21 protein-coding genes are annotated in these 21,568 nt (G+C 58.0%); 15 read left to right on the forward strand and 6 right to left on the reverse strand.

Features of this window, described 5'->3' with window-relative positions; translation table 11 throughout:
- The first annotated feature begins 4 nt into the window (after positions 1-4).
- The 15 genes from AB4N43_RS00460 to AB4N43_RS00530 all read left to right on the forward strand — a co-directional run bounded on the left by AB4N43_RS00460 (position 5) and on the right by AB4N43_RS00530 (position 13,112).
- Entirely contained in the window at positions 5-331 is a 327-nt protein-coding gene (locus AB4N43_RS00460) for a GPW/gp25 family protein (RefSeq protein WP_460152755.1), read from the forward strand.
- On the forward strand, positions 328-1,215 hold the full coding sequence (locus tag AB4N43_RS00465) for a baseplate assembly protein (RefSeq protein WP_460152756.1): 888 nt from the start codon (positions 328-330) through the stop codon (positions 1,213-1,215). Before AB4N43_RS00460 ends, AB4N43_RS00465 begins: the two co-directional genes overlap by 4 nt.
- Complete coding sequence (locus tag AB4N43_RS00470; RefSeq protein WP_460152757.1) at positions 1,212-1,820, forward strand: phage tail protein I; 609 nt, start codon at positions 1,212-1,214, stop codon at positions 1,818-1,820. Before AB4N43_RS00465 ends, AB4N43_RS00470 begins: the two co-directional genes overlap by 4 nt.
- Entirely contained in the window at positions 1,813-3,399 is a 1,587-nt protein-coding gene (locus tag AB4N43_RS00475; RefSeq protein ID WP_460152758.1) for a phage tail protein, read from the forward strand. Before AB4N43_RS00470 ends, AB4N43_RS00475 begins: the two co-directional genes overlap by 8 nt.
- Before the next feature lie 13 nt (positions 3,400-3,412).
- Complete coding sequence (locus AB4N43_RS00480) at positions 3,413-3,817, forward strand: hypothetical protein (RefSeq protein ID WP_460152759.1); 405 nt, start codon at positions 3,413-3,415, stop codon at positions 3,815-3,817.
- Between the two features lie 104 nt (positions 3,818-3,921).
- Complete coding sequence (locus AB4N43_RS00485; protein WP_460152760.1) at positions 3,922-5,091, forward strand: phage tail sheath subtilisin-like domain-containing protein; 1,170 nt, start codon at positions 3,922-3,924, stop codon at positions 5,089-5,091.
- 12 nt (positions 5,092-5,103) lie between these two features.
- A complete protein-coding gene (locus tag AB4N43_RS00490) occupies positions 5,104-5,607 on the forward strand; it encodes a phage major tail tube protein (protein ID WP_460152761.1) in 504 nt (167 codons plus the stop codon).
- A 12-nt stretch (positions 5,608-5,619) separates the two neighbouring features.
- Complete coding sequence (locus AB4N43_RS00495; RefSeq protein ID WP_460152762.1) at positions 5,620-5,931, forward strand: phage tail assembly protein; 312 nt, start codon at positions 5,620-5,622, stop codon at positions 5,929-5,931.
- A gap of 148 nt (positions 5,932-6,079) precedes the next feature.
- Positions 6,080-8,842: a phage tail tape measure protein gene (locus tag AB4N43_RS00500; protein WP_460152764.1), complete on the forward strand. Its 2,763-nt coding sequence runs from the start codon at positions 6,080-6,082 to the stop codon at positions 8,840-8,842.
- A 12-nt stretch (positions 8,843-8,854) separates the two neighbouring features.
- Entirely contained in the window at positions 8,855-9,715 is an 861-nt protein-coding gene (locus AB4N43_RS00505; RefSeq protein WP_460152765.1) for a phage tail protein, read from the forward strand.
- Positions 9,690-9,896 (forward strand): tail protein X, encoded by a 207-nt coding sequence (locus AB4N43_RS00510; protein WP_460152767.1) that lies wholly within the window; start codon positions 9,690-9,692, stop codon positions 9,894-9,896. Before AB4N43_RS00505 ends, AB4N43_RS00510 begins: the two co-directional genes overlap by 26 nt.
- 80 nt (positions 9,897-9,976) lie before the next feature.
- Entirely contained in the window at positions 9,977-11,023 is a 1,047-nt protein-coding gene (locus AB4N43_RS00515) for a phage late control D family protein (protein WP_460152769.1), read from the forward strand.
- A gap of 56 nt (positions 11,024-11,079) precedes the next feature.
- Complete coding sequence (locus AB4N43_RS00520) at positions 11,080-11,643, forward strand: glycoside hydrolase family 19 protein (protein ID WP_460152770.1); 564 nt, start codon at positions 11,080-11,082, stop codon at positions 11,641-11,643.
- Positions 11,625-12,167 (forward strand): lysis protein, encoded by a 543-nt coding sequence (locus tag AB4N43_RS00525; RefSeq protein ID WP_460152771.1) that lies wholly within the window; start codon positions 11,625-11,627, stop codon positions 12,165-12,167. Before AB4N43_RS00520 ends, AB4N43_RS00525 begins: the two co-directional genes overlap by 19 nt.
- 150 nt (positions 12,168-12,317) lie before the next feature.
- Entirely contained in the window at positions 12,318-13,112 is a 795-nt protein-coding gene (locus tag AB4N43_RS00530; protein WP_460152772.1) for a DNA adenine methylase, read from the forward strand.
- 235 nt (positions 13,113-13,347) lie between these two features.
- Here the strand turns inward: AB4N43_RS00530 and AB4N43_RS00535 are convergent, their stop codons facing one another.
- From AB4N43_RS00535 to AB4N43_RS00560, 6 genes are all read right to left on the reverse strand, one after another.
- Positions 13,348-13,563, reverse strand: coding sequence for a hypothetical protein (locus tag AB4N43_RS00535; protein WP_460152774.1), 216 nt, complete (start codon positions 13,561-13,563; stop codon positions 13,348-13,350).
- 132 nt (positions 13,564-13,695) lie between these two features.
- Complete coding sequence (locus AB4N43_RS00540) at positions 13,696-14,607, reverse strand: tetratricopeptide repeat protein (protein WP_460152776.1); 912 nt, start codon at positions 14,605-14,607, stop codon at positions 13,696-13,698.
- Positions 14,588-16,801 (reverse strand): hypothetical protein, encoded by a 2,214-nt coding sequence (locus tag AB4N43_RS00545; RefSeq protein WP_460152778.1) that lies wholly within the window; start codon positions 16,799-16,801, stop codon positions 14,588-14,590. Before AB4N43_RS00545 ends, AB4N43_RS00540 begins: the two co-directional genes overlap by 20 nt.
- Positions 16,802-16,818: 17 nt before the next feature.
- On the reverse strand, positions 16,819-19,164 hold the full coding sequence (locus AB4N43_RS00550; RefSeq protein WP_460152780.1) for a type VI secretion system Vgr family protein: 2,346 nt from the start codon (positions 19,162-19,164) through the stop codon (positions 16,819-16,821).
- A gap of 389 nt (positions 19,165-19,553) precedes the next feature.
- On the reverse strand, positions 19,554-20,432 hold the full coding sequence (locus AB4N43_RS00555) for a pPIWI-associating nuclease domain-containing protein (protein ID WP_460152781.1): 879 nt from the start codon (positions 20,430-20,432) through the stop codon (positions 19,554-19,556).
- A gap of 217 nt (positions 20,433-20,649) precedes the next feature.
- Entirely contained in the window at positions 20,650-21,264 is a 615-nt protein-coding gene (locus AB4N43_RS00560; RefSeq protein WP_460152782.1) for a hypothetical protein, read from the reverse strand.
- Between the last annotated feature and the right edge of the window lie 304 nt (positions 21,265-21,568).

Raw genomic sequence — 21,568 nt, forward strand, 5'->3', positions numbered from 1 at the left:
CCCAATGATCGGAATGGATCGCCACACCGGCCAACCCATCTCCGGCATCGAGCATTTGCGCCAGTGCATCGCCGACATCTTGGGCACGCGGTTGGGCAGCCGCCGGCAGCGGCCGGACTACGGCAGCAAAATTCCCTTGTACGTGGACATGCCCGTCAACGAAGGCTGGAAAAGCTCGGTACAAGCCGAGGCGATCCGGGCGATCGGGCGTTGGGAACCGCGCATCAGGCTGGAGGGCGTCCGCGCTCTCTCGGTGCTGGGCGGGCAAATCAATCTGAGCATTGCCGGCGAATACCTCGGTGACCGTTTTCTGTTTGAGGTGAGCGTATGAGCATCGTGGATCTGTCGGCGTTGCCGGCACCGGACGTGCTGGAAGGGTTGAACTTCGAAGACACCTATGACGAAGCCCTGAGCACGTTTCGCGGCTACATGGGCGACAACTGGAGCGCGCCGATTGAGAGCGAGCCGGTGGTGAAGGTGCTGGAGGTCGCGGCCTATATGAAAGTGGGCAACCGCGCCCGGGTCAACGATGCCGGCAAGGCGCTGCTGTTGGCCCATGCGATTGGTCCTGACCTCGATCACCTGGGCGCCAATTACAACCTGCAACGTCTGGTGATTCAGGCCGAGGATCTGGCAGCGGTTCCGCCGGTACCGGAGGTCAAGGAACAGGACGACCCGTTCCGCGAGCGCATCCAGTTGGCCTTTGAAGGGCTGACCACGGCCGGGCCGCGTGCCAGCTACATCCTGCACGCGCGCAACGCCTCGGGGTTGGTGATGGACGCCACGGCGGAAAGCCCGGCGCCGTGTTATGCCACGGTCACCGTGTTGAGTTCCGAAGGTAAAGGGGAGGCCAGTCCGGCGCTGCTGGCCACGGTCAAGGCGGCACTGAATGACGAAGACGTAAGGCCGGTATGCGATCGGGTCACGGTGCAGAGCGCGCAGATTATCGACTATCGCATTGACGCCATTTTGCACATGGCCGGTGTGGGGCCTGAGGGCGATGCCAGCTTGGCCGAAGCCATCCGGCGCTTGGCCGCGTGGATCAACCCACGCAAGCGCTTGGGGGTCGAGGTTGCGCGTTCAGGGGTGGACGCTCAACTACACATTGCCGGCGTTTCCCGAGTCGAGCTGGTTGGCTGGGTGGATCTAGCCCCGACCAAGGCGCAGGCGGCGTATTGCGTGGGCTATGACGTGAAGCTGGCGGGGGCGTCATGAAAAGCCTGCTGCCGAGCAATAGCACGCAACTGGAGCGCGCCCTGGAGGCGGCGTTTTTTGAGCGAACCATTGTCCCTTTGCGCACCCTGTACAACGCCGATACCTGCCCGGTGCATCTGTTGCCCCACTTGGCGTGGGCGTGGTCGGTCGATCGCTGGGACCCGGGATGGAAAGAGGCGACCAAGCGCGCGGCCATCAAGGCGTCTTATTACATCCATGCCCACAAGGGGACCATCGGCGCTTTGCGCCGGGTGGTCGAGCCCTTGGGCTACCTGATTGAAATCGTCGAGTGGTTCAACACGGTGCCGGAAGGTCCGCCCGGCACCTTTGCGCTGAAGGTGGGCGTACTGGACACCGGGATCACCGAAGAAATGTATCAGGAGCTGGAACGCCTGATTGACGACGCCAAGCCCGTTACGCGGCACCTGACGGGGTTGGCGATCAGCCTGGAAACCCAAGGCGTTCTAGACATCAGCGTTGCCGTGTACGAAGGCGACGAAATCGACGTGTATCCGCCGGTTATGCGTGACATCGAGGTCACCGGTACCTTCGGCGTGGTGGGACGCGAACACTCCATAGACACTCTGGACATTTATTATGATTGATGCGAATTCGCAATTTTTTGCGATCCTCACGAACGTGGGGATGGCCAAGCAGGCGAACGCCGACGCGCTCGGCATTCCCTGGAAGATCACCGAAATGGGCGTGGGTGATGCCAACAACACCGACCCGATCCCCAGTGCAGCACAAACCCGCCTGATCAACGAGTGGCGCCGCCGTCCGCTGAATCAGCTCAAGGTTGACCCGGTCAACCCGGCGGTGATCATCGCCGAGCAGGTCATTCCGGCCGACGAGGGTGGGCACTGGATTCGCGAACTCGGCCTGTACGACGCGGACGGTGATCTGGTGGCCGTGGCCAACTGCGCACCGAGCTTCAAGCCGGTGTTGTCGCAAGGCTCGGGCCGCACGCAGATTGTTCGGATGAATTTCATCGTCGCCAGCTCGGGAAACATCACGCTCAAGATCGATCCGGCGGTGGTGCTGGCGACGCGGTCCTATGTCGATGCGGTGATTACTGAGGTGCTGCCCGCGAACAAGGTGCCGGGCACCTATACCAAGGTCACCATTAATGAACGCGGCATCGTCCAAAGCGGTAGCAATCCGACAACGCTTGGAGACTATGGCATCACCGATGCCCTGAGCAAGTCCGGTGGAGATGTCACGGGCAATCTGCGAATGATTGACAGTCGGTCAGTTGAGATCGTCGCTTCGGGGACTTCGTCCTGGGCGGGCGGGGTCAACGCGATGAAAACCCCGGCGGGTGGCGGGACAATGTTGGGCAGCTTTGGAGTCTGGGGAAGCAACAACAGCCTGAACTGTCTATACATGGCGCTAGGCGCAACACCCTGGGGCAGCGGAAATGGTGTACGGGTGTCGGCCAGTGGTGTCACCGTCGAAGGTATTTTGTCTGGCAATGGCAGTGGGTTAACGGCGGTGCCGTTTGCCTCATTGACGAGTTTGCCAAATACGTTGAGTGGCCATGGCGTTACTCTCGCCAGTCAAGCCGAGGCGGAGGCGGGCGCCGATACCAACAAGCCAATGACCGCGCTGCGGGTATTCCAGGCAATTATGGCCAAGGTGGTGCAGGCCACCGGAAGTGTGGCCGGCATTGCTCGCATTGCCTCTCAGGTTGAGGTCAACAGCGGCACAGATGACACCACGTTTATCACGCCGAAAAAGTTTTTTGCAGGTGTCGGCGCGCTGATCGTTCAGGCTTCCGAAAACATTGCCGGTATTGCCCGCGTTGCGACTCAAGCACAGACAGACGCCGGCACTGACGACACCTGCGTCATTACGCCAAAAAAACTACGCTGGGGTTTTCATATTCTTAAGGCGCAACAGGGGTATGTGGTCTTTCCCTCCTGGCTGGGTGGTTTTGTCATTCAGTGGGGATACGCATGGATCCCCAACGCCGCGACCGTTGTGCCCTTTTCCTTGAGTCACCCGAACGCTTGTTTTGCCGTTGTGCCCATGGTGGTCAACAGTTCTGTGGCGGCGGATGTGGTTGAACTGACGGGGGCGCCGACCAAAGACAGCTTTATGCCGGTGATCGTCAGTTCCGGTGCGTCAGGCTCGCCCACACAAGTGGCGGGCGCTTTCTTCTGGCTTTCCATCGGGCACTAAGAGGACACATAGAATGAAGTTCGTAACCTTTGATCCGGCGGGCGTTCTCAGTAGTCGCCTGATCCGTGGCGTAAGTGAAATTCCAGCCGGTGCGATTGAGGTCGATGAGCCGCTGTGGATGCGTATCACCCAAGAGCGGGATGGGGTGTGGACGCTGGAGGAGGGCGGTGTGATTTCCAAGCATCCACTGCCGGCATTGCCGTCCGCCGAATACACCGCCGAAGAAATCGAACAACTGCGTTTACGGGCGTACGCCAATTCATTGACCGGTTCGGATCGTTACTTTGCCGAGGCACAACGGATGGAAGCTATGGGGGAGCCCGGTTGGGAAGAGGTTCGCGCCGCGGGCGTTAGGCGCTTCAATGAAATCAAAAAAGAATTTCCGTGGGCCCCGCCTGACCCAGAAGCCATTGAATAAACGCCCCGCACTGACGGGGCGTTTTCTTTTCCGTTGCACGTAACACGACCCACCCTGACAGCCTCGTGTATGCGGGGCTTTTTCGTTTCTGGAGATTGACCCATATGAGTGGCTTTTTTCACGGCGTCACCACCACGCTGATCGACACCGGCGCGCGCACCATCTCGCTGCCGTCGTCGTCGATCATTGGTTTGTGCGACACCTACACCCCGGGCTTGCTCGGCGGCGGCACTGCCAAGGCTGGCGAACTGGTCTTGCTCACGTCCGAGCGCGAAGCCATTGCCGCGTTTGGCGCGGACTCGGCCATGGCCAAGGCGGCAGCAGCAATTTACGTGCGGGCCAAAGCGGTGATCGTTGCGATCGGCGTTCCTAAACTCGAAGACGCTGCACTGCAAACGTCCGCCATCATCGGCGGCGTTCTGGCCTCGGGCCAGCGTACCGGCCTGCAAGCACTGTTGGACGGCAAGAGCAAACACAACGCCCAGCCCAAGCTGCTAATCGCCCCGGGGCATTCGTCGACCCAAGCAGTGGCCACTGCCATGGATGCACTGGCTGGCAAGTTGCGTGCGATCGCCATCATCGACGGCCCGAACACCACCGATGAAGCGGCCATGGCGTACGCCCTAGAATTCGGCAGCAAACGTCTGTACCTGGTCGACCCCGGCGTTAAGTTTTGGGACACGGACACCAGCGCGACCGTCGATGCACCGGCCTCGGCCTGGGTCGCTGGGCTCTTTGCCTGGACCGATGCGAACTATGGTTACTGGGCGTCGCCGTCGAACAAAGAGTTTGTCGGCATCACCGGTACCACGCGCCCAATCGAGTACCTGGACGGCGACGAAACCTGCCGGGCCAACCTGCTGAACAACGCGAACATCTCGACGATTCTGCGGGACGGTGGTTATCGCTTGTGGGGCAACCGCACGCTGTCCAGCGATGCGAAATGGTCGTTCGTCACTCGCGTCCGAACTTGCGACATCTTGATGGACGCGATCCAGGCTGGGCACAAATGGGCGGTCGACCGCTCGATCACCAAGACCTACGTGGCGGACGTGACCGAGGGCCTTCAGGCGTTCATGCGCGACCAGAAGAACGCCGGCGCGGTGATCAACTTCGAGGTCTACGCAGACAAGGAGATGAACACGGCCAGCCAAATCGAGCAGGGCAAAATTTACTGGCGTATCCGCTTCACCGACGTGCCGCCGGCCGAAAACCCGAATTTCCTCATTGAAGTCACCAACGAATGGCTGACCGAAGTTCTTGAAACCGCCTAAGGGGGCCGCTCAATGATTCCTCAAGTTCTCTCCAACTGCGCCGCGTTTGTCGACGGCGTGAGTTTCGCCGGCGACGTGCCGACCCTGTCACTGCCCAAGCTGACGCAAAAGACCGATGACTATCAGGGTGGTGGCATGTCTGCCCCGATCGAGATGGCCATGGGACTGGAAAAGCTCGAGGCGGCGTTTACCACCAACGGCGTGCGTCGCGAATCGCTGAAGTATTTCGGGCTGGCCGATCAGACCGCTTGCAACATCGTCTTTCGTGCCGCGTATCGGGGCTTGAAAGGGGCGGTCACGCCGGTCGTGGTCACGATGCGCGGCGGCATCAAAGAGGTCGACATGGGCGACTGGAAACCAGGCGACAAGGCGGAAATCAAGCACGCGATCAAGCTCGTTTATTACAAGCTCGAAATTGACGGTCGCGTGATGTACGAAATCGACCCGGTCAACATGATTCAGGTGATCGACGGTGTCGACCAACTGGCAGCAGAACGCTCGGCCATCGGCCTTTAAGGACTTCAGCACATGACACAAGCAACCCAAGAAAAAGCCATTCCGGCCTTCCTGAAAATCGACGACGAGGGCGTCACCGTCACGTTGCGGCACAACGCCAATTTCAGCGGCGTCGTCACTGACAAGTTGAAGATGCGTGCGCCGTGCTTGCGCGACGTCAACGCGGCCAAGGCGGCCGCCAATGGCGACTATGAAAAGATGGAAATGAACCTGTTTTGCAGCTTGTTGACCGCCACCGAAGCCGAGCTGTTGTCGCTCAAATACGTCGACTACCTGCGTTTGCAGGCGGGCTATTTTCGCCTGGTCGGCGAGGACGACGTTTAATGCCGGCACGCTGAATCTGGCGGCCCGACGCTTGGCCCGGGAGACCGGATTCTCTGCGGCCGAGATTACGGCCATGCCGTTTAACCAGATGGTCTGGTGGCTCACGGATTGAGCCGCCGTTGTACTACTCGACCGATAGGGTACGCACATGGCGAACAAAGTCGCGCTCGGCCTGGTCATCGGCGGAGCGGTCAGCTCCTCGGTGGGAGCCGCGTTCAAGGACGTCACCGGTCGCATCCAGCGGCTGGAGGCCGAAGGTAAAAAAGCCCGGGTGCTAGAAAAGAGCATTGGCGACACCATGCGTCTGCGCGATGAATGGCGCAAGGCGCATGCAGCCGGTGAAAAAGGGGCCGGGGCACTACTGAAACAGCTTGAGTCCAATATCAGCACGTTGAAGAAGCAGGGTGTTGAAGTGCGAAATCTGGCCAAGGCGTACACTGCCATGGGACAGGCGGCGAACAAGGCCGAGCTTAAAGCCAAAGGTCACCAGCAACTCGACCAAGGCAAACAGCAACTGAAAAGCAGTGTCGGTCAAGCGGCGGCCGCCACTGCGGCGATGGTGATTCCGACCAAGGTTAGTGCGGACTATGGCGCGATCATTCGTGACATTGCGATCAAGTCGAACATTGCCAACAAGCCCGAAGAAGCGCAGATGTCGAAGAATATTATCGACACGTCGCGCGACACCGGCATGGCGCGCAATCAGGTGGCCGAGGTAGTCAACGCCCTGGTGGGTGCCGGCATGGAGCTGGACAAGGCACTGCAATACGCACCGACCGCCGCCAAGTTTTCGGTGGGGCAGGGCTCCGACGGTGGTGAAACGGCGCGCATGATCAATGCCCTGGGGCAAAACGCCAAGATCACCGACCCGGCCATGATGCAAAAGGCCTTGGATGCGATCGCGTATCAGGGGCAGGCGGGTAGTTTCGAAGCAGCCGACATGGCGCGCTGGTTCCCGGAATTGCTGGCTGGCATGGGCAAGCTGGGTATCACCGGGATGGATTCGGTCACGCAACTGGGCTCCATGCTGCAGGTGCAAATGAAGACCGCCGGCGGCTCGGACGAGGCGGCCAACAACCTGAAAAACTGGATGGACAAGATCGGCTCGGGTGACACGGTCACGGCTTACAAAAAGGCCGGGATCGACTACCAGGCGTCGATGAACACCGGCCTGCAGAACGGTAAGTCCACCTTGGAATCCAGCTTTGAGCTGGCCCAAAAATACATCGCGGCGACCGATCCGAAAAAGGCCGCCGCCATGGCCGAGGCCACGGCCAAGATCAGCCAGGAGGCGGATCCGGAAAAAGCCAAGGCCATGATCGCGTCCCTGGAACAAGCTTTGCGCACCGGTGACCTGTTCGCCGATATGCAGGTGAAGGGCGCGCTGACGGCGTTCATGCAAAACAAGGAGATGTACGCCAATCTGAAAAAAGAATCGGCCAGTGCCACCGGGATCTTGGACAAGAACCTGGAGGAGCGCCGACAGTCGTCGGCGCAGAAGTGGTCGGAAATGGCGCAGGGCATGGATGAGGCGATGCGTGCGATCGGCGACGCATTCCGTCCAGTAACGGACACAGTGGCGGAGGGGCTGACCTACGTCACCCAGGGGCTGAGTAAGTTGTCGGACGAATCACCCAAAGTCGTGACCGGGATCGGCGCGGCCGTCGCGGCGGTGATCGCCTTTCAGAGCGCCATGAGTACCTTCAAGATCGCCAAGGGGTTGCTGAACATCGGGCGTGGCTCGCTGATGGGCAATCCAAACATCCCGCAAAAAGTCATTGTAGTGGGTGGCAGTAGCGGCGGTGGTGGTCTGGATGCGGGCGATCTGGACGACAACGGCAAACGCGGCAAGAAAGGGCGGCGTGGTGGTCGAGGGGGTAAAGGCGGCAAGCTGGCCAGCGCAACCTCGACGGCGTCCAACGCGGCAAAGGCAGTGTCGAGTACCGCCAAAGTGGCCAGTACGGCCAGCGCCGCCAGTTCGGTCGGGCGTGCGGTCAGCGGTGCCGGGCGGACCGTGGCCACGGGCGTGAAAGGTCCGGCGATTTTCGCGGTGGTTGAGGCCGGCCTCAAGGCCAAGGACACCTATGACAACGCGGTGACCCAGGACGAAAAAGCCGAGGGGTATGGAGCGGCAGCCGGCGGGCTGGCGGGCACGCTGGTGGGTGCGGCGGCCGGTGCGGCGATTGGCACGGCGGTGCTGCCGGTGATTGGCACCTTCGTCGGTGGTTTGATTGGTGGGTATCTCGGCAGCCAGGGCGGTGACGCCCTCGGCGGTGCACTCGGTAAAGCGGCGTTTGGTACGCCCGACGAGTTAAAGCGGATGCCGGCCGCCGGCCCGCTGATGATGGCCAATGCCGGCAAAGACATTCCGCCGGTGCTGGGCAACATTGCCCAGTCGTTCGCGCCGCCGGTGACGGGGCCGCTGATGATGGCGAACGCCGGCATGGGTAGTACGCCGGCACCGATCACGACGGCACCCGAAGCGCTCGCCTCGATGCAGCCACCGGTGTCGTATGACCCGCGTGACCTCAACTCGAAAGACGCTATGTTGTTGCCGCACTTTGCCAACAAGGTGCGTTTCCCAGGCTCGGAGCTGCGTCGACCCAGGGTCATTAAGTCCGGCTTGGAAGACCCCGCCCCACAACCAGGTGAGGCGGCGAAGGCGATGATGTTGCCACCGGCCATCGCGGAAGCGACGGCAGGGACATTGCTGAAACCAATGGCGGCGAAAGAGGCGCCCAAGATCGAATCGAAGGTGGACATTCAGGCGCCGTTTTCGCTGACGGTCAACGGTGACGTGAAGGATGGCAATCAGCTTTTTGCGCAGATCAAGCCGCAGCTCGATCAGTACTATCGCGACATGGCCAAGCAGGTGGGCAGCAATCAGCTCTATGACGCGCCACACGTTTAAACAGGAGGGCGTATGTCTGATCAGGAAAAGACTGCATTGCAGCAGTTACAGTCGGGGCTCAAATACCTGGCCTCGGCCGGGGAAACCGGGCGGCGCAGTCTCGACGGCATGTTGGGCCCCGTGAATGGTGCGATTGGCGAAATCACCGGTGCGGCGTTCGAGCTGGAGGGCTTGCCCTTTGTGGGGCCGGCAGTCGGCGCCAAGCTTCAGCGCACCATGCGCGGGGTGAGTGCGGCTCAGGCGAAGGTCGGGCAGGTGGTGGCCATGTACGGCACGGCCACCCGGGCGGTGTCGCAAATTGATGAGCGAATGGGTGTGCTGAAGGAACAGGCGAGCAAGGCGGCGACGGCGATCAACAAGATTGCCGGTAACGTCAGCCCGTCGCTGGCCAACATCGTGCCCACGGGGGCTTTCGCCTCGGATCAGACACCGGCGCCGGAGGCGGTGAAGCCGTTCCCGCACCTGCTGATCATCCAGCCGGAAGACCCCAAGGCCCAGCCCTATTTCTTCAACCTCGACACGGCCGCGTTTGATGAGTTACGTCGTTCGACCGAATTCCGCTGGGCGTCCCAGGAGCGCTTATCGCGTCGCCCAGCGCAGCAAGGCGTCGGCATGGGCGACGAAAAGATCACACTCAAAGGTGCGATCTTTCCCGGGTTCAAGGGGGGGCTGAAGCAGCTCGACACGTTGCGCGCGATCGGTGCCCAGCTCAAGCCGCTGACCCTGACCACGGGCTACGGCGATGCCTTGGGTACCTGGTGCCTGAAGAGCCTCGAGGAAGAACAAAGCTCGCTGATGCAGGGCGGCATCCCCCGTAAACAAGGGTTCACTCTGGAGTTTGTGCGCTATGGCGACGACATGCAGAACGTCTGACGGGGATCTGCTGGACACCATCTGCCATAACTTCTATGGCCACCTCAACGGCAGCGTGGAGGCGGTCCTTGATGTCAATCAGGGGTTGGCTGATGAGCCCCAGCCCTACCGCGCCGGCGTGGTGATCGTGCTGCCGGATCTGGCGGCGCCCGCGCAGGAGCAGGTCACACTGTGGGATTGATGGACTACACTGGAGTCGTTCATCGCTTCAAATCCTTACTTTCTTGCCCGCCTTGCGCGGGTTTTTTTGGGAAAAAATCGATGACTCCTCAATTTCGCATCGTGGCCGATGGCGCCGATATCACCGGTTTGATCAACGATCGGCTGATTCAGCTCAGCACCACCGACAAACCGGGTATGGATTCGGACACGTTCGAGTTGCGCATTGATGACCGTGATGGATTAGTGACGCTGCCCCGGCGCGGGGTCGGGATTGAGGTCTACCTCGGCTATGCCGAGACAGGCTTGGCCCGCTTGGGTCGTTACGTGGTCGATGAGGTCACGGTGTCCGGCCCGCCGGATACGATCGTGATCAAGGGTAAGGCCAGCGACATGCGCGGCAGCGGCAAGACCGTGCGGAGTGGGAGCTGGGAAGACGTGCCGCTGTCGAAGATCGTCGGCGACATCGCCGCGCGTAACGGCTGGGCGGCGGGGTGTTCGGTGTTGACCAGGGTGGCCCGAGCCGACCAGCTCGGAGAATCCGACTTCAATTTCATCACGCGCCTGGCGAAGCAATACGACTGCACGGCCAAGGTCGCCGATGGCAAGTTGTTGGTGATGCCGCGTCAAGGCGGCCAGACGGCCAGCGGAAAAACCTTCGGTGCGATCACCCTGACGCGCAGTGACGTGAGTCGATGGCAGTTCAACCTGGGCGATCGCAACACGCACAAGTCAGTGGGGGCAAAGCACCTGGACAAGAACACTGGAAAGCTGGTGGTCGTGTCGCTGGAGAATGACGACCTGCCGAGCGGGCTACCCTCGGTGCATACCGACCGGCATATCTATCACAACAAAACCGCCGCCGAGTCCGCTGCCAAGGCGCGCTTGGCAGCGTTCAACCGATCGAGCGCCGGCGTACGTTTTGATATGCCTGGGCGCACGGACCTGTTTGCCGAACGCCCGATCATTGCCCTGGGCTTCAAGGTCGGCCTGGATGGGGAATACCTGACCGACTCTGTCGAGCAGGTTTACACCCAGGCGGGCTGGTCGACCACCGTCGAGTGCAATGGCGGCAAGCATGGCAAGGCGAAAGCCAAGGGCAAGAAACCGAAGAAAGTCGCGAAGCCGCTCAAGGTCGTGACCCTGTAACCGCGCAACTGCGCATCCCGGCCGCTACGTGCGGTTTTTTTATGCCCGGAGTTTGTATGTCCATCACGGAGCAACAGCTGCAACGCATCATGCCCAACGCCCGCCGCCAAGCGGGCGTTTTTGTATCCGCCCTCAATGCGGCGATGGTGCACCGGCAAATCCATACGCCTAAACGCCAAGCTGCGTTTCTCGCCCAGGTGGGGCACGAGTCAGGGCAACTGCAGTACGTCCGCGAACTGGGCGGCGAGCAGTACCTGAGCAAGTACGACACCGGCAATCTGGCGGCGAAGCTGGGTAATACGCCGGAGCTCGACGGCGATGGCCAGCGCTATCGCGGTCGCGGTCTGATCCAGATCACCGGCCACAGTAATTACCTGCGCTGCAGTCTGGCCCTGTTTGGGGATGAGCGTCTCCTGCGTACCCCTGAACTGCTGGAGCTGCCGCAATGGGCAGCCGAGTCCGCCGCGTGGTTTTGGTGGGGGCGCGAGCTGAACGCCCTGGCCGATCGGGATGAGTTCGAAGCGATTACGCGCAAAATCAATGGTGGCCTCAATGGCCTGGCAGATCGACTGCAGCTGTGGGAGCGGGCGAGGGCGGTGCTATGCGTCTTGTCGACCTGATCCCCGCGCCGTATCGACTGTTCGCCTTTGGTGGGCTGCTGGTCGCCGTGGCCGGTGGATCTGCCGCGTTGACCTGGCAGGTGCAGGGCTGGCACTACGGCCAGCAACTGGCGGAACAGTCCAGGCTGCACACCGATACCCTCAACCAACTGATGCTGGTCTCGGTCGCGCAACAACGTGCCGAACAGGACGAGCGCCTGGCGCTCGAGCAGCGGCTTTCCGCCAGTGAGCAAACCCATTACCGAGTGTTAAGCGATGCCCAACGTGATCAAGGTCGCCTGCGCGACCGCCTTGCCACTGCTGATGTGCGCTTGTCAGTCCTACTCGACGCCACCGAATCAACCCGTGGCTGCGCAGTGTCAGCCACCGCCTCAACCGGCGGCGTGGTTCATGGCCCCACAAGAGCCCAACTTGACCCGACGCATGCTCAACGACTTATCGGCATCACCGATGCCGGCGACCAAGGACTGATCGCCTTGGCGGCCTGCCAGGCCTACGCCAAAGAAGTCTCAACACCGAAGTAAAAAAGAGCGGCCGAGTTGGATGCGTCAACATCCAACCCGACCGCCGTCCCTGCAGATTGTCCCTGCAAGTCCAGCCAAGGCTCTTACTCCGTGCACGAAGCGCGGCGAGCCTAGCACCTGTTTATCCATACAGCAAAGGTCTTGCTTCCTATGTCTACACCCATCATCCCTTGGATGGGCGGCAAACGCCGTCTCGCCGATCGCCTCATCCCGCTTTTTCCTCCACACGAATGCTACGTTGAAGTCTTTGCCGGCGGTGCCGCGCTCTACTTCATGCGACCCCAAGCCGCGCCGGTTGAAGTCCTCAACGACATCAACGGCGACTTGGTGACGTTGTACCGCGTCGTGCAGAACCACCTGGAGGAGTTTGTGCGCCAGTTCAAATGGGCACTCAGCTCGCGCCAAGTGTTCGAGTGGCAGAAGATGACCCGCCCCGAAACCCTTACTGACATTCAGCGCGCCGCCCGATTCTTTTACCTGCAGCACCATGCCTTCGCTGGCAAGGTGACCGGGCAGACGTTCGGTACGGCGACCACCGGCCCGGCCATCAACCTGTTGCGGATCGAGGAAAACCTTTCGGCCGCCTGGCAGCGCCTGTCCGGTACCTACGTCGAACTTCTACCCTGGCTTGAGTGCGCCGAGCGCTACGACCGTTCCCACACCTTTCATTACATGGACCCGCCTTACTGGCAGACCGCCGGCTATGGCGTTGACTTTCCGTTCGAGAACTACGAGCGGATGGCCGACTTCATGCGCCGTTGCAAAGGTAAGGTGATGGTCAGCATTAACGATCATCCGGATATCCGCCGGGTGTTCGAAGGCTTCCACTTCGAAACGCTGGATATCCGCTACTGCAATACTAATCAGCGTCAAGGAAAGGTAGAGTTGAGTGGAGAACTGGTGATCATGAATTGGAAGCCCGATGCATTGGGAGGGCTGTTTTAGATAGTGACAATTGTACTTCCTGGCTAACCATGTCCAGATCTTTCGCTGATCGTTCTTGTGGCAGTACAGTTCGCTAACAACAAAAAGCGCTGTCTGCTGCGGGGCCATTTAAAAGAAGGTTGTTATTGTTTTGCCCGGGAAAATACCGCCAACTTACATATAAAAAATTCTGCCCAGTAAAGAAGGGTGAAAGTTTGCTTGATTAGCCCTGTTCTTGAGATTAAAATTGATCGTTCTATAATTTTGATGCTTTCGGCCAGCCAAAAGCCACCGCTGCGAGTATTAGGCTCAAGATAAACAAAATCTTCGCCGCGGTAACGAGAAAGTCAAAATCGTCGGTACTCCCCCCACCTCCGGTCACGCTGCCTGCAACACCGCCCATCCACAGCAAGGCACTGAATATCGAAATGGCAAAAAGCACAGCCGCCAATACTCCCAAGAATTTACGCATCGTGCAGGTCCTTTAGCTATTGTATCTTGTTGACTAGCATGGCTCAAAAAGCCATTGCAGCGCTTTTGGGTAGGGCTTTTTCTACCGCGACGCACTAAATTAAATCGTCGCGGTTGGATTTAACTTCGTCACTCAGATTTCCGGTCTGCTTTCTGGGTGCTCCGCGTCATAACCTTGCTCAGGGTGAGGTGGAAGTGGGTGGTCGTTCATAAGATTAGGGAAGCGAAGAGTTGGGTTGTCACGAACCTGCACCCATAGATCAGAATATAATGTATAAAGTTTTTGATCCGGACTATAACCAAAATTATATAATGGGTCAGGTTGCGAATCGAACGCGCCTTGTAAGTTACTTAATCCAGTGGGGCTGCCCAGTGATGCGGCTCGCTGATAATAAAACAAGGATCGAGGATTGTTCTTTTTAGCTATCTTGTAAAAACTTGCAGTTTCCTCTACGGCATCGGGGTTGCCCTGCGCTCCCGCGCAACGATAATAAAGCTCCGCCATGTCATCATCTTGCTTGTCCCTAGGCAATGCAAAAGCGAAATATTGGCCGATTTGAACCTGTGCCAATGGGCTACCCAATTGAGCGGCCTGGAACATATAAGAACTGGCCATGCGATCCGATTTCAACACCCCTTGTCCATTCTCAACCACCACGGCCCAGTTGTAATAACCCAGCGGGACTTTAAGCTTGACCATGCGCTCGTAGAGGTCGAGCATCTTGTCGGTATTTTGCTCAACGCCAGGCTGTCCTGGCCAGCCAGTGCGATAAAGTCCCGCCAGGTTATGCATCGCCTTCCAATGGTCTTTGCCAATGGCTTTTTCGTAAAGTTCGACGATGGCACGCCAGTCTTTAACCCCTCGTGCCTTCTCCATAGCGCGAGCCTGTTGGAACCAGCTTTCTGCTTCGACATCCAGCGGCGGGTTATGGTCTTTTTCATAGGCGCAGGTAAAGGTTGGATAGGCCATGGCCGGAACTCCGTTCAACAAAACTGAAAAAATGAAGACACCAAAAGAAATGCCTTTAATCAAGGGCGTTAGCATAAGGCGTCTCCACATCCCAGAAACGGGTCAGATGAGAGATCAATGGTTCATTTTTATTTTTGTTTTTCCAGTTCTCGTTCATTACTGCATTCCATCGTTTAAAATTTTCAGCGGCGTCACATTGCCAGCGATCTTTATTGATTGACTTGCCCGCATGTAACTTCCATAGCTCGTCGCGCCATTGCAAGGCCAGATCGGGATCCGGTGCCGCCAGCCCCAACTCGGAGTCGGTGTGCATACTGCGTGTGTTGATATTGGCGGAACTGAGTAAACTGAAAACATCATCCACTATCAAAAGTTTTGAATGCACATAGATGTCACGAAAAAATGCCTGCTGTCCTTCGGATAGCTTGTTTCCAGGTTCTGGAGTACACGCGGTGAGCGTGGCAAGGACGATCTTGAGGCCGGGAATATCTTTGAGGGTGTAAGGTTTGGGTTCCTCCACGTCATCGGTTTTCGGCTTGCCGAGTTCAGGAATGTCTTCTGGCTTGAGTCCCCCAAGACGTTGTTCCGATTCGGGGGTCACGCCCATTTGTTCCAATTTTGTGATATCGCCCTTCAGCCATTCGATTTGTCTAAGCTGATTCCTCTCAACGCCGGGATTGTTACTCAGGTTCGCTTTCAGATAGGCCAAACGGCTGCGTTTTTGCAGCATCTCATCTACCAAGTCGCGCTGGGCCTGCGGCATCAACTGCTCCTGCCCTAGCTCTTGCAGGGTGGCATAGGTGGTACTGGAAAAACTTTTGTCGTTCGGATTATTAGTAACCACGAACAGGTATAGGTCCTGGTCTCGACCCTTGGCAAGGTAAGCGGCAGCTAACTCCCGCAACTGTTTGGCGAAGGGCGGATACCGGAAATACTGATTTTCAAAATAAGCAAAGTTACGCACATTACCTAAAGCATTGTGGTACAGCTCCAGAATCGAGGTTTCTGCCCCTTCTTGTGGTTGTGTACGACAAATCTGTGCGGTGACTGTACCGGCGTCTTTAAAGTGGTTCGGTTTGATCGCCTGGCGTTGCTCAAGCAGGCCATCCTCAAACCATTTTGTGATCCAAGAAGTTTCTCGATCCCACGCAGTGCAAAAATTGTTGTTAAGGTCGTGTAGTACCGGGCCCTGCACTCTCATGGAGAGATCTTGCCAAGGACCGAAACCGGGGCTTCGCTGCGCCGCGTAATCGTCGTAAAGGTGAGCGCTGGTATCCCAGTAGTTACGATGCATGTTGTGACCCATGACGAAACCCACGGCGTTAGGGGTGTCCTCGTAGTCGACCATAACCATTTTCTGGTGGTGGCTCGCAAAAAGCGTCAACAACATCATGTGCGCAAAGTTGACGTCCGGAGCTTCCCCTTTAATCAGTCGATAGAGAGTTGCTAGGCGTCCCTTTTCTTTGGCCATTTGAGGCCCGCGTATGATTGCATTGAGCGGAGTTTCTGTGGAGAAATCTCGTGTGCGAAACTCGACATTCTGCATTCGCCCATCGTGCAGGCGGTTAAACCATTCCCTAGTGTATTCCTCATCACGCGGGGAGTACTTGGGCGCACCTGATCCCTTGAGTTTGTTGTAACCACCCGTGCTGTTGAGTTGGGATTCGATGTCAGCCAGCATGGCTTGCAACTCACGTTCTCGCGCAGGATTGGGAGGCAGGGAGGTAAACCCGCCCCCATCCACGCGTTGTTGATTCGCCTGCACTTTAGCTAAACGTAACTTGTCCAATTCATGCTGATAATACGTGCGTTGAGATTCCAGAGCCTGGCGATGCTTGAGATCGCTATTGGAGGCTGCACTCCCTCGGGTAGTGCCCGATCCCATTGCCGTGCCTCCCGACCCCATGAGCCCATCACCGATGATGGTGTTTTCAGCAAAGTTGGCCACCGGGTTTTTCCAGATCAGGATCCGCGTCTTGATGCCGTGTCGGCCCCGAACGTCCAGCAACTCTCCGATCCGATCCCCGTCGGGTTTGAAACGCATCGCCGGGTCAAATCCCCAACTGATGATGTCGATGGTTTTTTGGGCTGCGAGGATGGCATCGTAGACTGCGCCAAATGCCCGCTGACCGTTGATTAATGGCGTGATGTGCATGCCCGCACGCGGAGGATAGAGTGCTTTTTTTGCGTACCAGTCCATGGTCAGGTTCGCGGACTTATGCTCAGTGGGCGTGAGTTGAATTACTTGTTTGGTGTAGTCAGTGGTCATTCTATTGCTCCCTGCAATCAAAGGCTTTTCGGCTTGCTTGCCGGGCTCAACGTTAAGGCACGGTATTCATCCGCCGAATCCAGTGGTTCGAGCTGATCTAGCGTTGCGTGATAGTCGCGATAGCCCTGACGCGCTAAATGATGATCCTGGGAAGCGGATTCGCTGCTGTCTTCCTTGGGTTCAATCTCGAAGCGATGACCATTCACCAATTCGATTGCGTACGTTTGAGTACCGGGCACATGCTTGAACCTGATCACCCCATCCGCGCCGGTGAGCCCTTCCTGGATCACGGCGCCATCGGCGAACAGCGTATAGGGCTCATCGATATACCCAGGCATTCCTGGTAACGGACTCACGACCGCACTCAGCTTGTGGATGACATCCGGGGCAGGCTGCGAAAACCCGCGCTCCAAAAGGTGGCCGGCTTTGGCCATATCCACGGGTAACGGAATGACAGGCAGTAATGCTGCATTTTCGGAGCCTTGGGTCGGAGCTCCCCCCGAGTTGACCTTCACATCAGCCCCACTGATCGTCACGCCTCCCGCATCCACCTTGACGAAACTCCCGCCAGCCTTGGCCGTGAGCTCCATCCCGCCTTCAACCACAACTTTTACCCCTGCGTGATAGTGTATCTCTTCACCCGCCTCGACAAACTGCGCCGTGCCGACCTTCACATGCTGGGTCGTCGCCGTCAGGTGATCATCGGCCCGCGCTTCTGTCTTGCGGTCCAGATGGGTGATGCGGTGTTCTTCAACCTTGAACTCGCTGAAGACATTGCCCTCGACCGTGTCGTGCCGCTCATTGCCGATGCGGATTTTCTGGTCGTGTTCGATGTTTTCATCCCAGTCGCGCTGGGCATGCAGGTAGATCTGTTCCGCGCCTTTTTTGTCTTCGATGCGAAACTCGTTGTAGCCCTGGCCGCCCGGTGAACTGAGGGTCTTAAAGGTGCTGCGGGTCTTGTTCGCCGGCAGGTCGTAGGGGACGACGTTTTCTTTGTGAAACAAGCAGCCGGTGACCAGCGGCTGGTCGGCGTCCCCCTCAAGGAAAGTCACCAGCACTTCCATGCCGACGCGCGGGATGGCGATGCCGCCGTAGGCTCTGCCGGCCCAGCCAGTGGCGACGCGCAGCCAGCAGCTGGTTTTGTCGTTGGCCTGGCCGTCGCGGTCCCAGAAGAATTGCACTTTGACGCGACCGTATTCGTCGCAATGGATTTCTTCGCCCGGCGGGCCGGTGACGATGGCGGTCTGGCTGCCGAGGACTTGCGGTTTCGGGTGTTCGAGGGCAGGGCGGTAGTGGGCGTCCCACGGCGTGGCGAGGAAGCGGTTGCGGTAGCCCTGGTGGAAATCGTCTTTGTTGTGGGTGACGTCGCTGCTGATGTTCTCGCCGAGCACTTGCGGTTGTTTGCCTTCGTGGATGACCTCCAGCAGCAGCCAGAGGTCGTTCCACTCGGCGCGCGGGTGTTCGTTGAGGGCCAGGAAGTGGCCGCTGACCAACGTCGGCTCGTCACCGTTGCCTTCGGCGAGTTTGTAATCGCTGCGATGACGTTCCAGCGCGCGGGTCGCCAGTTGCTTGCCGCGCTCGCGGGATAGGAAGCGGCCGGGGTAGTCGTAATCTTCGAGGTCCGGGGCGACTCCGCTCTTGGCGGTACCTTCGGGCAGGATGCGTGGCTTCTCGAAGTCGTAGTCGCGGCGGCTGACGCGGCTGGTGCGGGTTTCCAGGCGCAGGTTAAAGCGCTTGATCACCGGTTTCTCGGCGGCCATGCCGGAGTCTTGCTGGTAGGCCACGGGCGAGAGTTTGCGGAACACGGTCTGATCGTCGCCGAACACCAGTTTGTGGCCGCTGGCACTGTGCTGGAAGTGGAAGTGAATGCCTTCTTCTTCGCAGAGGCGCTGGATGAAATGCAGGTCGGATTCGTTGTACTGCACGCAGTAGTCGCGGTCCGGGTAAACCGCGCCTAGCTGGAAGCTGTAGGCGTCAGCGAGGATGCCGCGCGCTTCCAGGACCTGCGCGATGATCTTCGGCACGCTTAACTGTTGGAAGATTTGCTGGTCGTGGTTGTGGCGCAGGTAGGCCAGTTGCGGGCACAGGCTGATGCTGTAGCGGGTCAGCTTCTTACCCGAGTCGCCTTGCTCGATGCGATAGACCAGACCGTGGATGAGGCCTTTGCCGGTTGCGCCGAAGGTCAGGCAACCGGGTTTGTGCAGGATGTCTTCGAGTTTCAGGTCTGGGCGGGCGCTGACCAGTTCGATGTCGAAACAGAACGGCTGGTTGATGGCTTCACGGCCGACGAAACTGAGGACTTGCAGGTCGGCGGAAACGCCTTCCAGCGTGAGGGAAATATGGGTTGCGTTAGCGTCCAGCATGCCTTGAATTCCGTCCTTTGGATAAGCTGGGGCGGATGGTGCAGGATTAAACGGCCTCGTTCAAGGCGCAAATGGCGTAGGTGCGGGGGACTTAGGGTATCGGGAAAACCCTTAGTGGCACGGTTTCGGCCAGTGGCTACGGGGGATTTCATCTTGTTGTTGCTTTTTGGTGTTGTTGAAGCGTTGGTGTCTGTTTGAGATCGTTCGGATTCTGTGAAAACCAGAAACAGACACCTTGACAGACACCTTGGAGTAGCGGAGGAGGTTGGAGGCCTTGAAAATAGTGGCGCGGGTGAAGGGAATCGAACCCTCGTTATCAGCTTGGGAGCTGGAGCGGAGTGTTGTCCTCGGATGCCCATTAACGAGCTTATAGGGGCAATCAGACGTCATCAGCGGCCGGCAGATTGGGCGATATCGTCCCACTCTTCATCTCTAGGATCATCGCGCCAAGCGCCAGTGTCGACCATGACAGAGTCCTCAACAAATTCAAGCTCCCCAGGCTCGGGTGCGGCCGTTGGGCAGGTTAGTAAGCAGGTGAAGTTGAAGTCCTGTGCCAGCTCCGCCCCATCACCGTTTCGCACGTCGGAATTCGATCCCCACTGTAGGATTACGGAGATTGAACCCGTAACTAGAAAGTGGATGGTGTCGTGGGTTATGTCGGTGATAACTGAGGAATCGACATAGACGTCCTCAAGAGAGAAATGAGTCGCCAATTCGTCCACGGAGGGAAGAGAGTCTCCAACAACCTCCTGAATTGCTCCTTCCTGAATTGCATCCTCCAGCCCATCTATGACGTTGTTTCGACAGGCCTTTATTGCATCGGCCAAACCGGCGATTGCCTCAGTCGTTTCTTGGGCAAGCCTCTCAACTTCTTCTGGCGCTAGATCAAATACGTCCAGTTCTATGTGGGTGTAGCGACTTAGTCCGTCAATCGCAGTCTGTAGCGCTTTATGCGCAGCAGTTGGATCGAGGTGAAGTGTGTTCCGCACGTAATCATCTAATAGGCCACCTTGCGTGGCGTAGATTGCACGTTGGACACGGGAAATTCCGTCAGCACGGTTAGTGACGTTTTTGTACCAACCGCACTGCAAAACCTCGCTGTCCGGGGCGAGGCGGTGAAGAATATGACGACTTAGTTCTCGTACGGCGTAAGCGAAGTTGTTGAATCGAAGTTTGTTTTCTTCGTCCGTGAGGTTTCGCGCGGCCGCTTCGTAAAGGTCTAGCTCAAAGGCATTATCGCCAATCAACTCCGCAATTTTTTCGTTCATGTATCTACCTCCGCTCTGGCGTGACCGTGAACTAGGGCTGCGTAGCTGACGATGGGGCAAAAATGGGGCAAACCGTACGCCAATCCATGCCATTCGATGCCAATCATGCGTTTGTGCATGCAGTGGCGATATGCGCCGAGCCTCAATAAACACATGGGGTTGGGGCTTAGTGACTGCAATACTCCAGCACAATTGGCGTGTGAGTGTGCCCAAAATACTATCGCCAGTGTTTGAAATCTATTGTGAGAGAGGGCATTGGTTCCATTGCTGCGAGCTTAAGAAAATCCGACCCGCGACCCCACCAATCATTTATCGGTAAAACGATGCTGGCAAATTTCAGGTAGTACCCGTCTGGAACCTTTTGGCCAATATTGGCCGGAGAAAAAACGGCAACGCCAAGAAGTCCAAATATGACTCGGTCGGATAGCTGTAGCTTGCCCCTTTCGACGCTGAAAGTTGTTTGCCTATCTGGTCCGGCGGCGTCAGGCCAGAGTTCGAATCCATCAGGGAGCTCATTACCATGACCATGGGAGCATCGATGAATTCCATAAATTACGTCCGCTATGTCCGGTAAGCCACCTGAGGCTTTTGGGCGCTCGACCGTTACCGGCCATCGGGTATTTACCAAATCAACCCCAGGCAATCCCATAGGGCCGAATATCTCATAGTTATCACGCAGTAGCCCCGTGAAGCGGGCATTGCTGCCTAGGTTGGGATGTAATTTGCCTGCAGTCCCGTCTACTGCGTTGCAGGCATGGAGCATGGCAAACTCATAATCTCCATTAGTCCAGTCTTCAATCGCCTTTCTCACCGAAGCTCCAACGCTCGCCACAAGTTTTCTCCTAGGTATTCACACACCGGGTCTCTAGTTATACCCGTTGCACGTGGATGTCAGGCGTCATTCACGTCCTAAGCGAACGCTGGACCAGGCGCAACACATCCATGGATGTCGGAGGGAAAGCGACAAAAATACGTTCCGCAACCCAAAACGGGCCTCTTGAAAGCCGTGGGATGCAGGCCGTTAAAAATCAGTAGCTTGCGGAACGGTAAAGCTGCTAACCTATTGAAATAGCTTGTTTTGTGGATGGATTGCAAATCCACCTACGCCGGTTCGATTCCGACCTCGGCCTCCACTA

The organism is Pseudomonas sp. S2_B07 (assembly GCF_054668435.1).

What these genes read in the sequence shown, in the direction of transcription:
- AB4N43_RS00460 (WP_460152755.1), top strand. Translation starts at nt 5, where the DNA reads ATGATCGGAATGGATCGCCACACCGGCCAACCCATCTCCGGCATCGAG.
- AB4N43_RS00465 (WP_460152756.1), top strand. Translation starts at nt 328, where the DNA reads ATGAGCATCGTGGATCTGTCGGCGTTGCCGGCACCGGACGTGCTGGAA.
- AB4N43_RS00470 (WP_460152757.1), top strand. Translation starts at nt 1,212, where the DNA reads ATGAAAAGCCTGCTGCCGAGCAATAGCACGCAACTGGAGCGCGCCCTG.
- AB4N43_RS00475 (WP_460152758.1), top strand. Translation starts at nt 1,813, where the DNA reads ATGATTGATGCGAATTCGCAATTTTTTGCGATCCTCACGAACGTGGGG.
- AB4N43_RS00480 (WP_460152759.1), top strand. Translation starts at nt 3,413, where the DNA reads ATGAAGTTCGTAACCTTTGATCCGGCGGGCGTTCTCAGTAGTCGCCTG.
- AB4N43_RS00485 (WP_460152760.1), top strand. Translation starts at nt 3,922, where the DNA reads ATGAGTGGCTTTTTTCACGGCGTCACCACCACGCTGATCGACACCGGC.
- AB4N43_RS00490 (WP_460152761.1), top strand. Translation starts at nt 5,104, where the DNA reads ATGATTCCTCAAGTTCTCTCCAACTGCGCCGCGTTTGTCGACGGCGTG.
- AB4N43_RS00495 (WP_460152762.1), top strand. Translation starts at nt 5,620, where the DNA reads ATGACACAAGCAACCCAAGAAAAAGCCATTCCGGCCTTCCTGAAAATC.
- AB4N43_RS00500 (WP_460152764.1), top strand. Translation starts at nt 6,080, where the DNA reads ATGGCGAACAAAGTCGCGCTCGGCCTGGTCATCGGCGGAGCGGTCAGC.
- AB4N43_RS00505 (WP_460152765.1), top strand. Translation starts at nt 8,855, where the DNA reads ATGTCTGATCAGGAAAAGACTGCATTGCAGCAGTTACAGTCGGGGCTC.
- AB4N43_RS00510 (WP_460152767.1), top strand. Translation starts at nt 9,690, where the DNA reads ATGGCGACGACATGCAGAACGTCTGACGGGGATCTGCTGGACACCATC.
- AB4N43_RS00515 (WP_460152769.1), top strand. Translation starts at nt 9,977, where the DNA reads ATGACTCCTCAATTTCGCATCGTGGCCGATGGCGCCGATATCACCGGT.
- AB4N43_RS00520 (WP_460152770.1), top strand. Translation starts at nt 11,080, where the DNA reads ATGTCCATCACGGAGCAACAGCTGCAACGCATCATGCCCAACGCCCGC.
- AB4N43_RS00525 (WP_460152771.1), top strand. Translation starts at nt 11,625, where the DNA reads ATGCGTCTTGTCGACCTGATCCCCGCGCCGTATCGACTGTTCGCCTTT.
- AB4N43_RS00530 (WP_460152772.1), top strand. Translation starts at nt 12,318, where the DNA reads ATGTCTACACCCATCATCCCTTGGATGGGCGGCAAACGCCGTCTCGCC.
- AB4N43_RS00535 (WP_460152774.1), bottom strand. Translation starts at nt 13,563, where the DNA reads ATGCGTAAATTCTTGGGAGTATTGGCGGCTGTGCTTTTTGCCATTTCG.
- AB4N43_RS00540 (WP_460152776.1), bottom strand. Translation starts at nt 14,607, where the DNA reads ATGCTAACGCCCTTGATTAAAGGCATTTCTTTTGGTGTCTTCATTTTT.
- AB4N43_RS00545 (WP_460152778.1), bottom strand. Translation starts at nt 16,801, where the DNA reads ATGACCACTGACTACACCAAACAAGTAATTCAACTCACGCCCACTGAG.
- AB4N43_RS00550 (WP_460152780.1), bottom strand. Translation starts at nt 19,164, where the DNA reads ATGCTGGACGCTAACGCAACCCATATTTCCCTCACGCTGGAAGGCGTT.
- AB4N43_RS00555 (WP_460152781.1), bottom strand. Translation starts at nt 20,432, where the DNA reads ATGAACGAAAAAATTGCGGAGTTGATTGGCGATAATGCCTTTGAGCTA.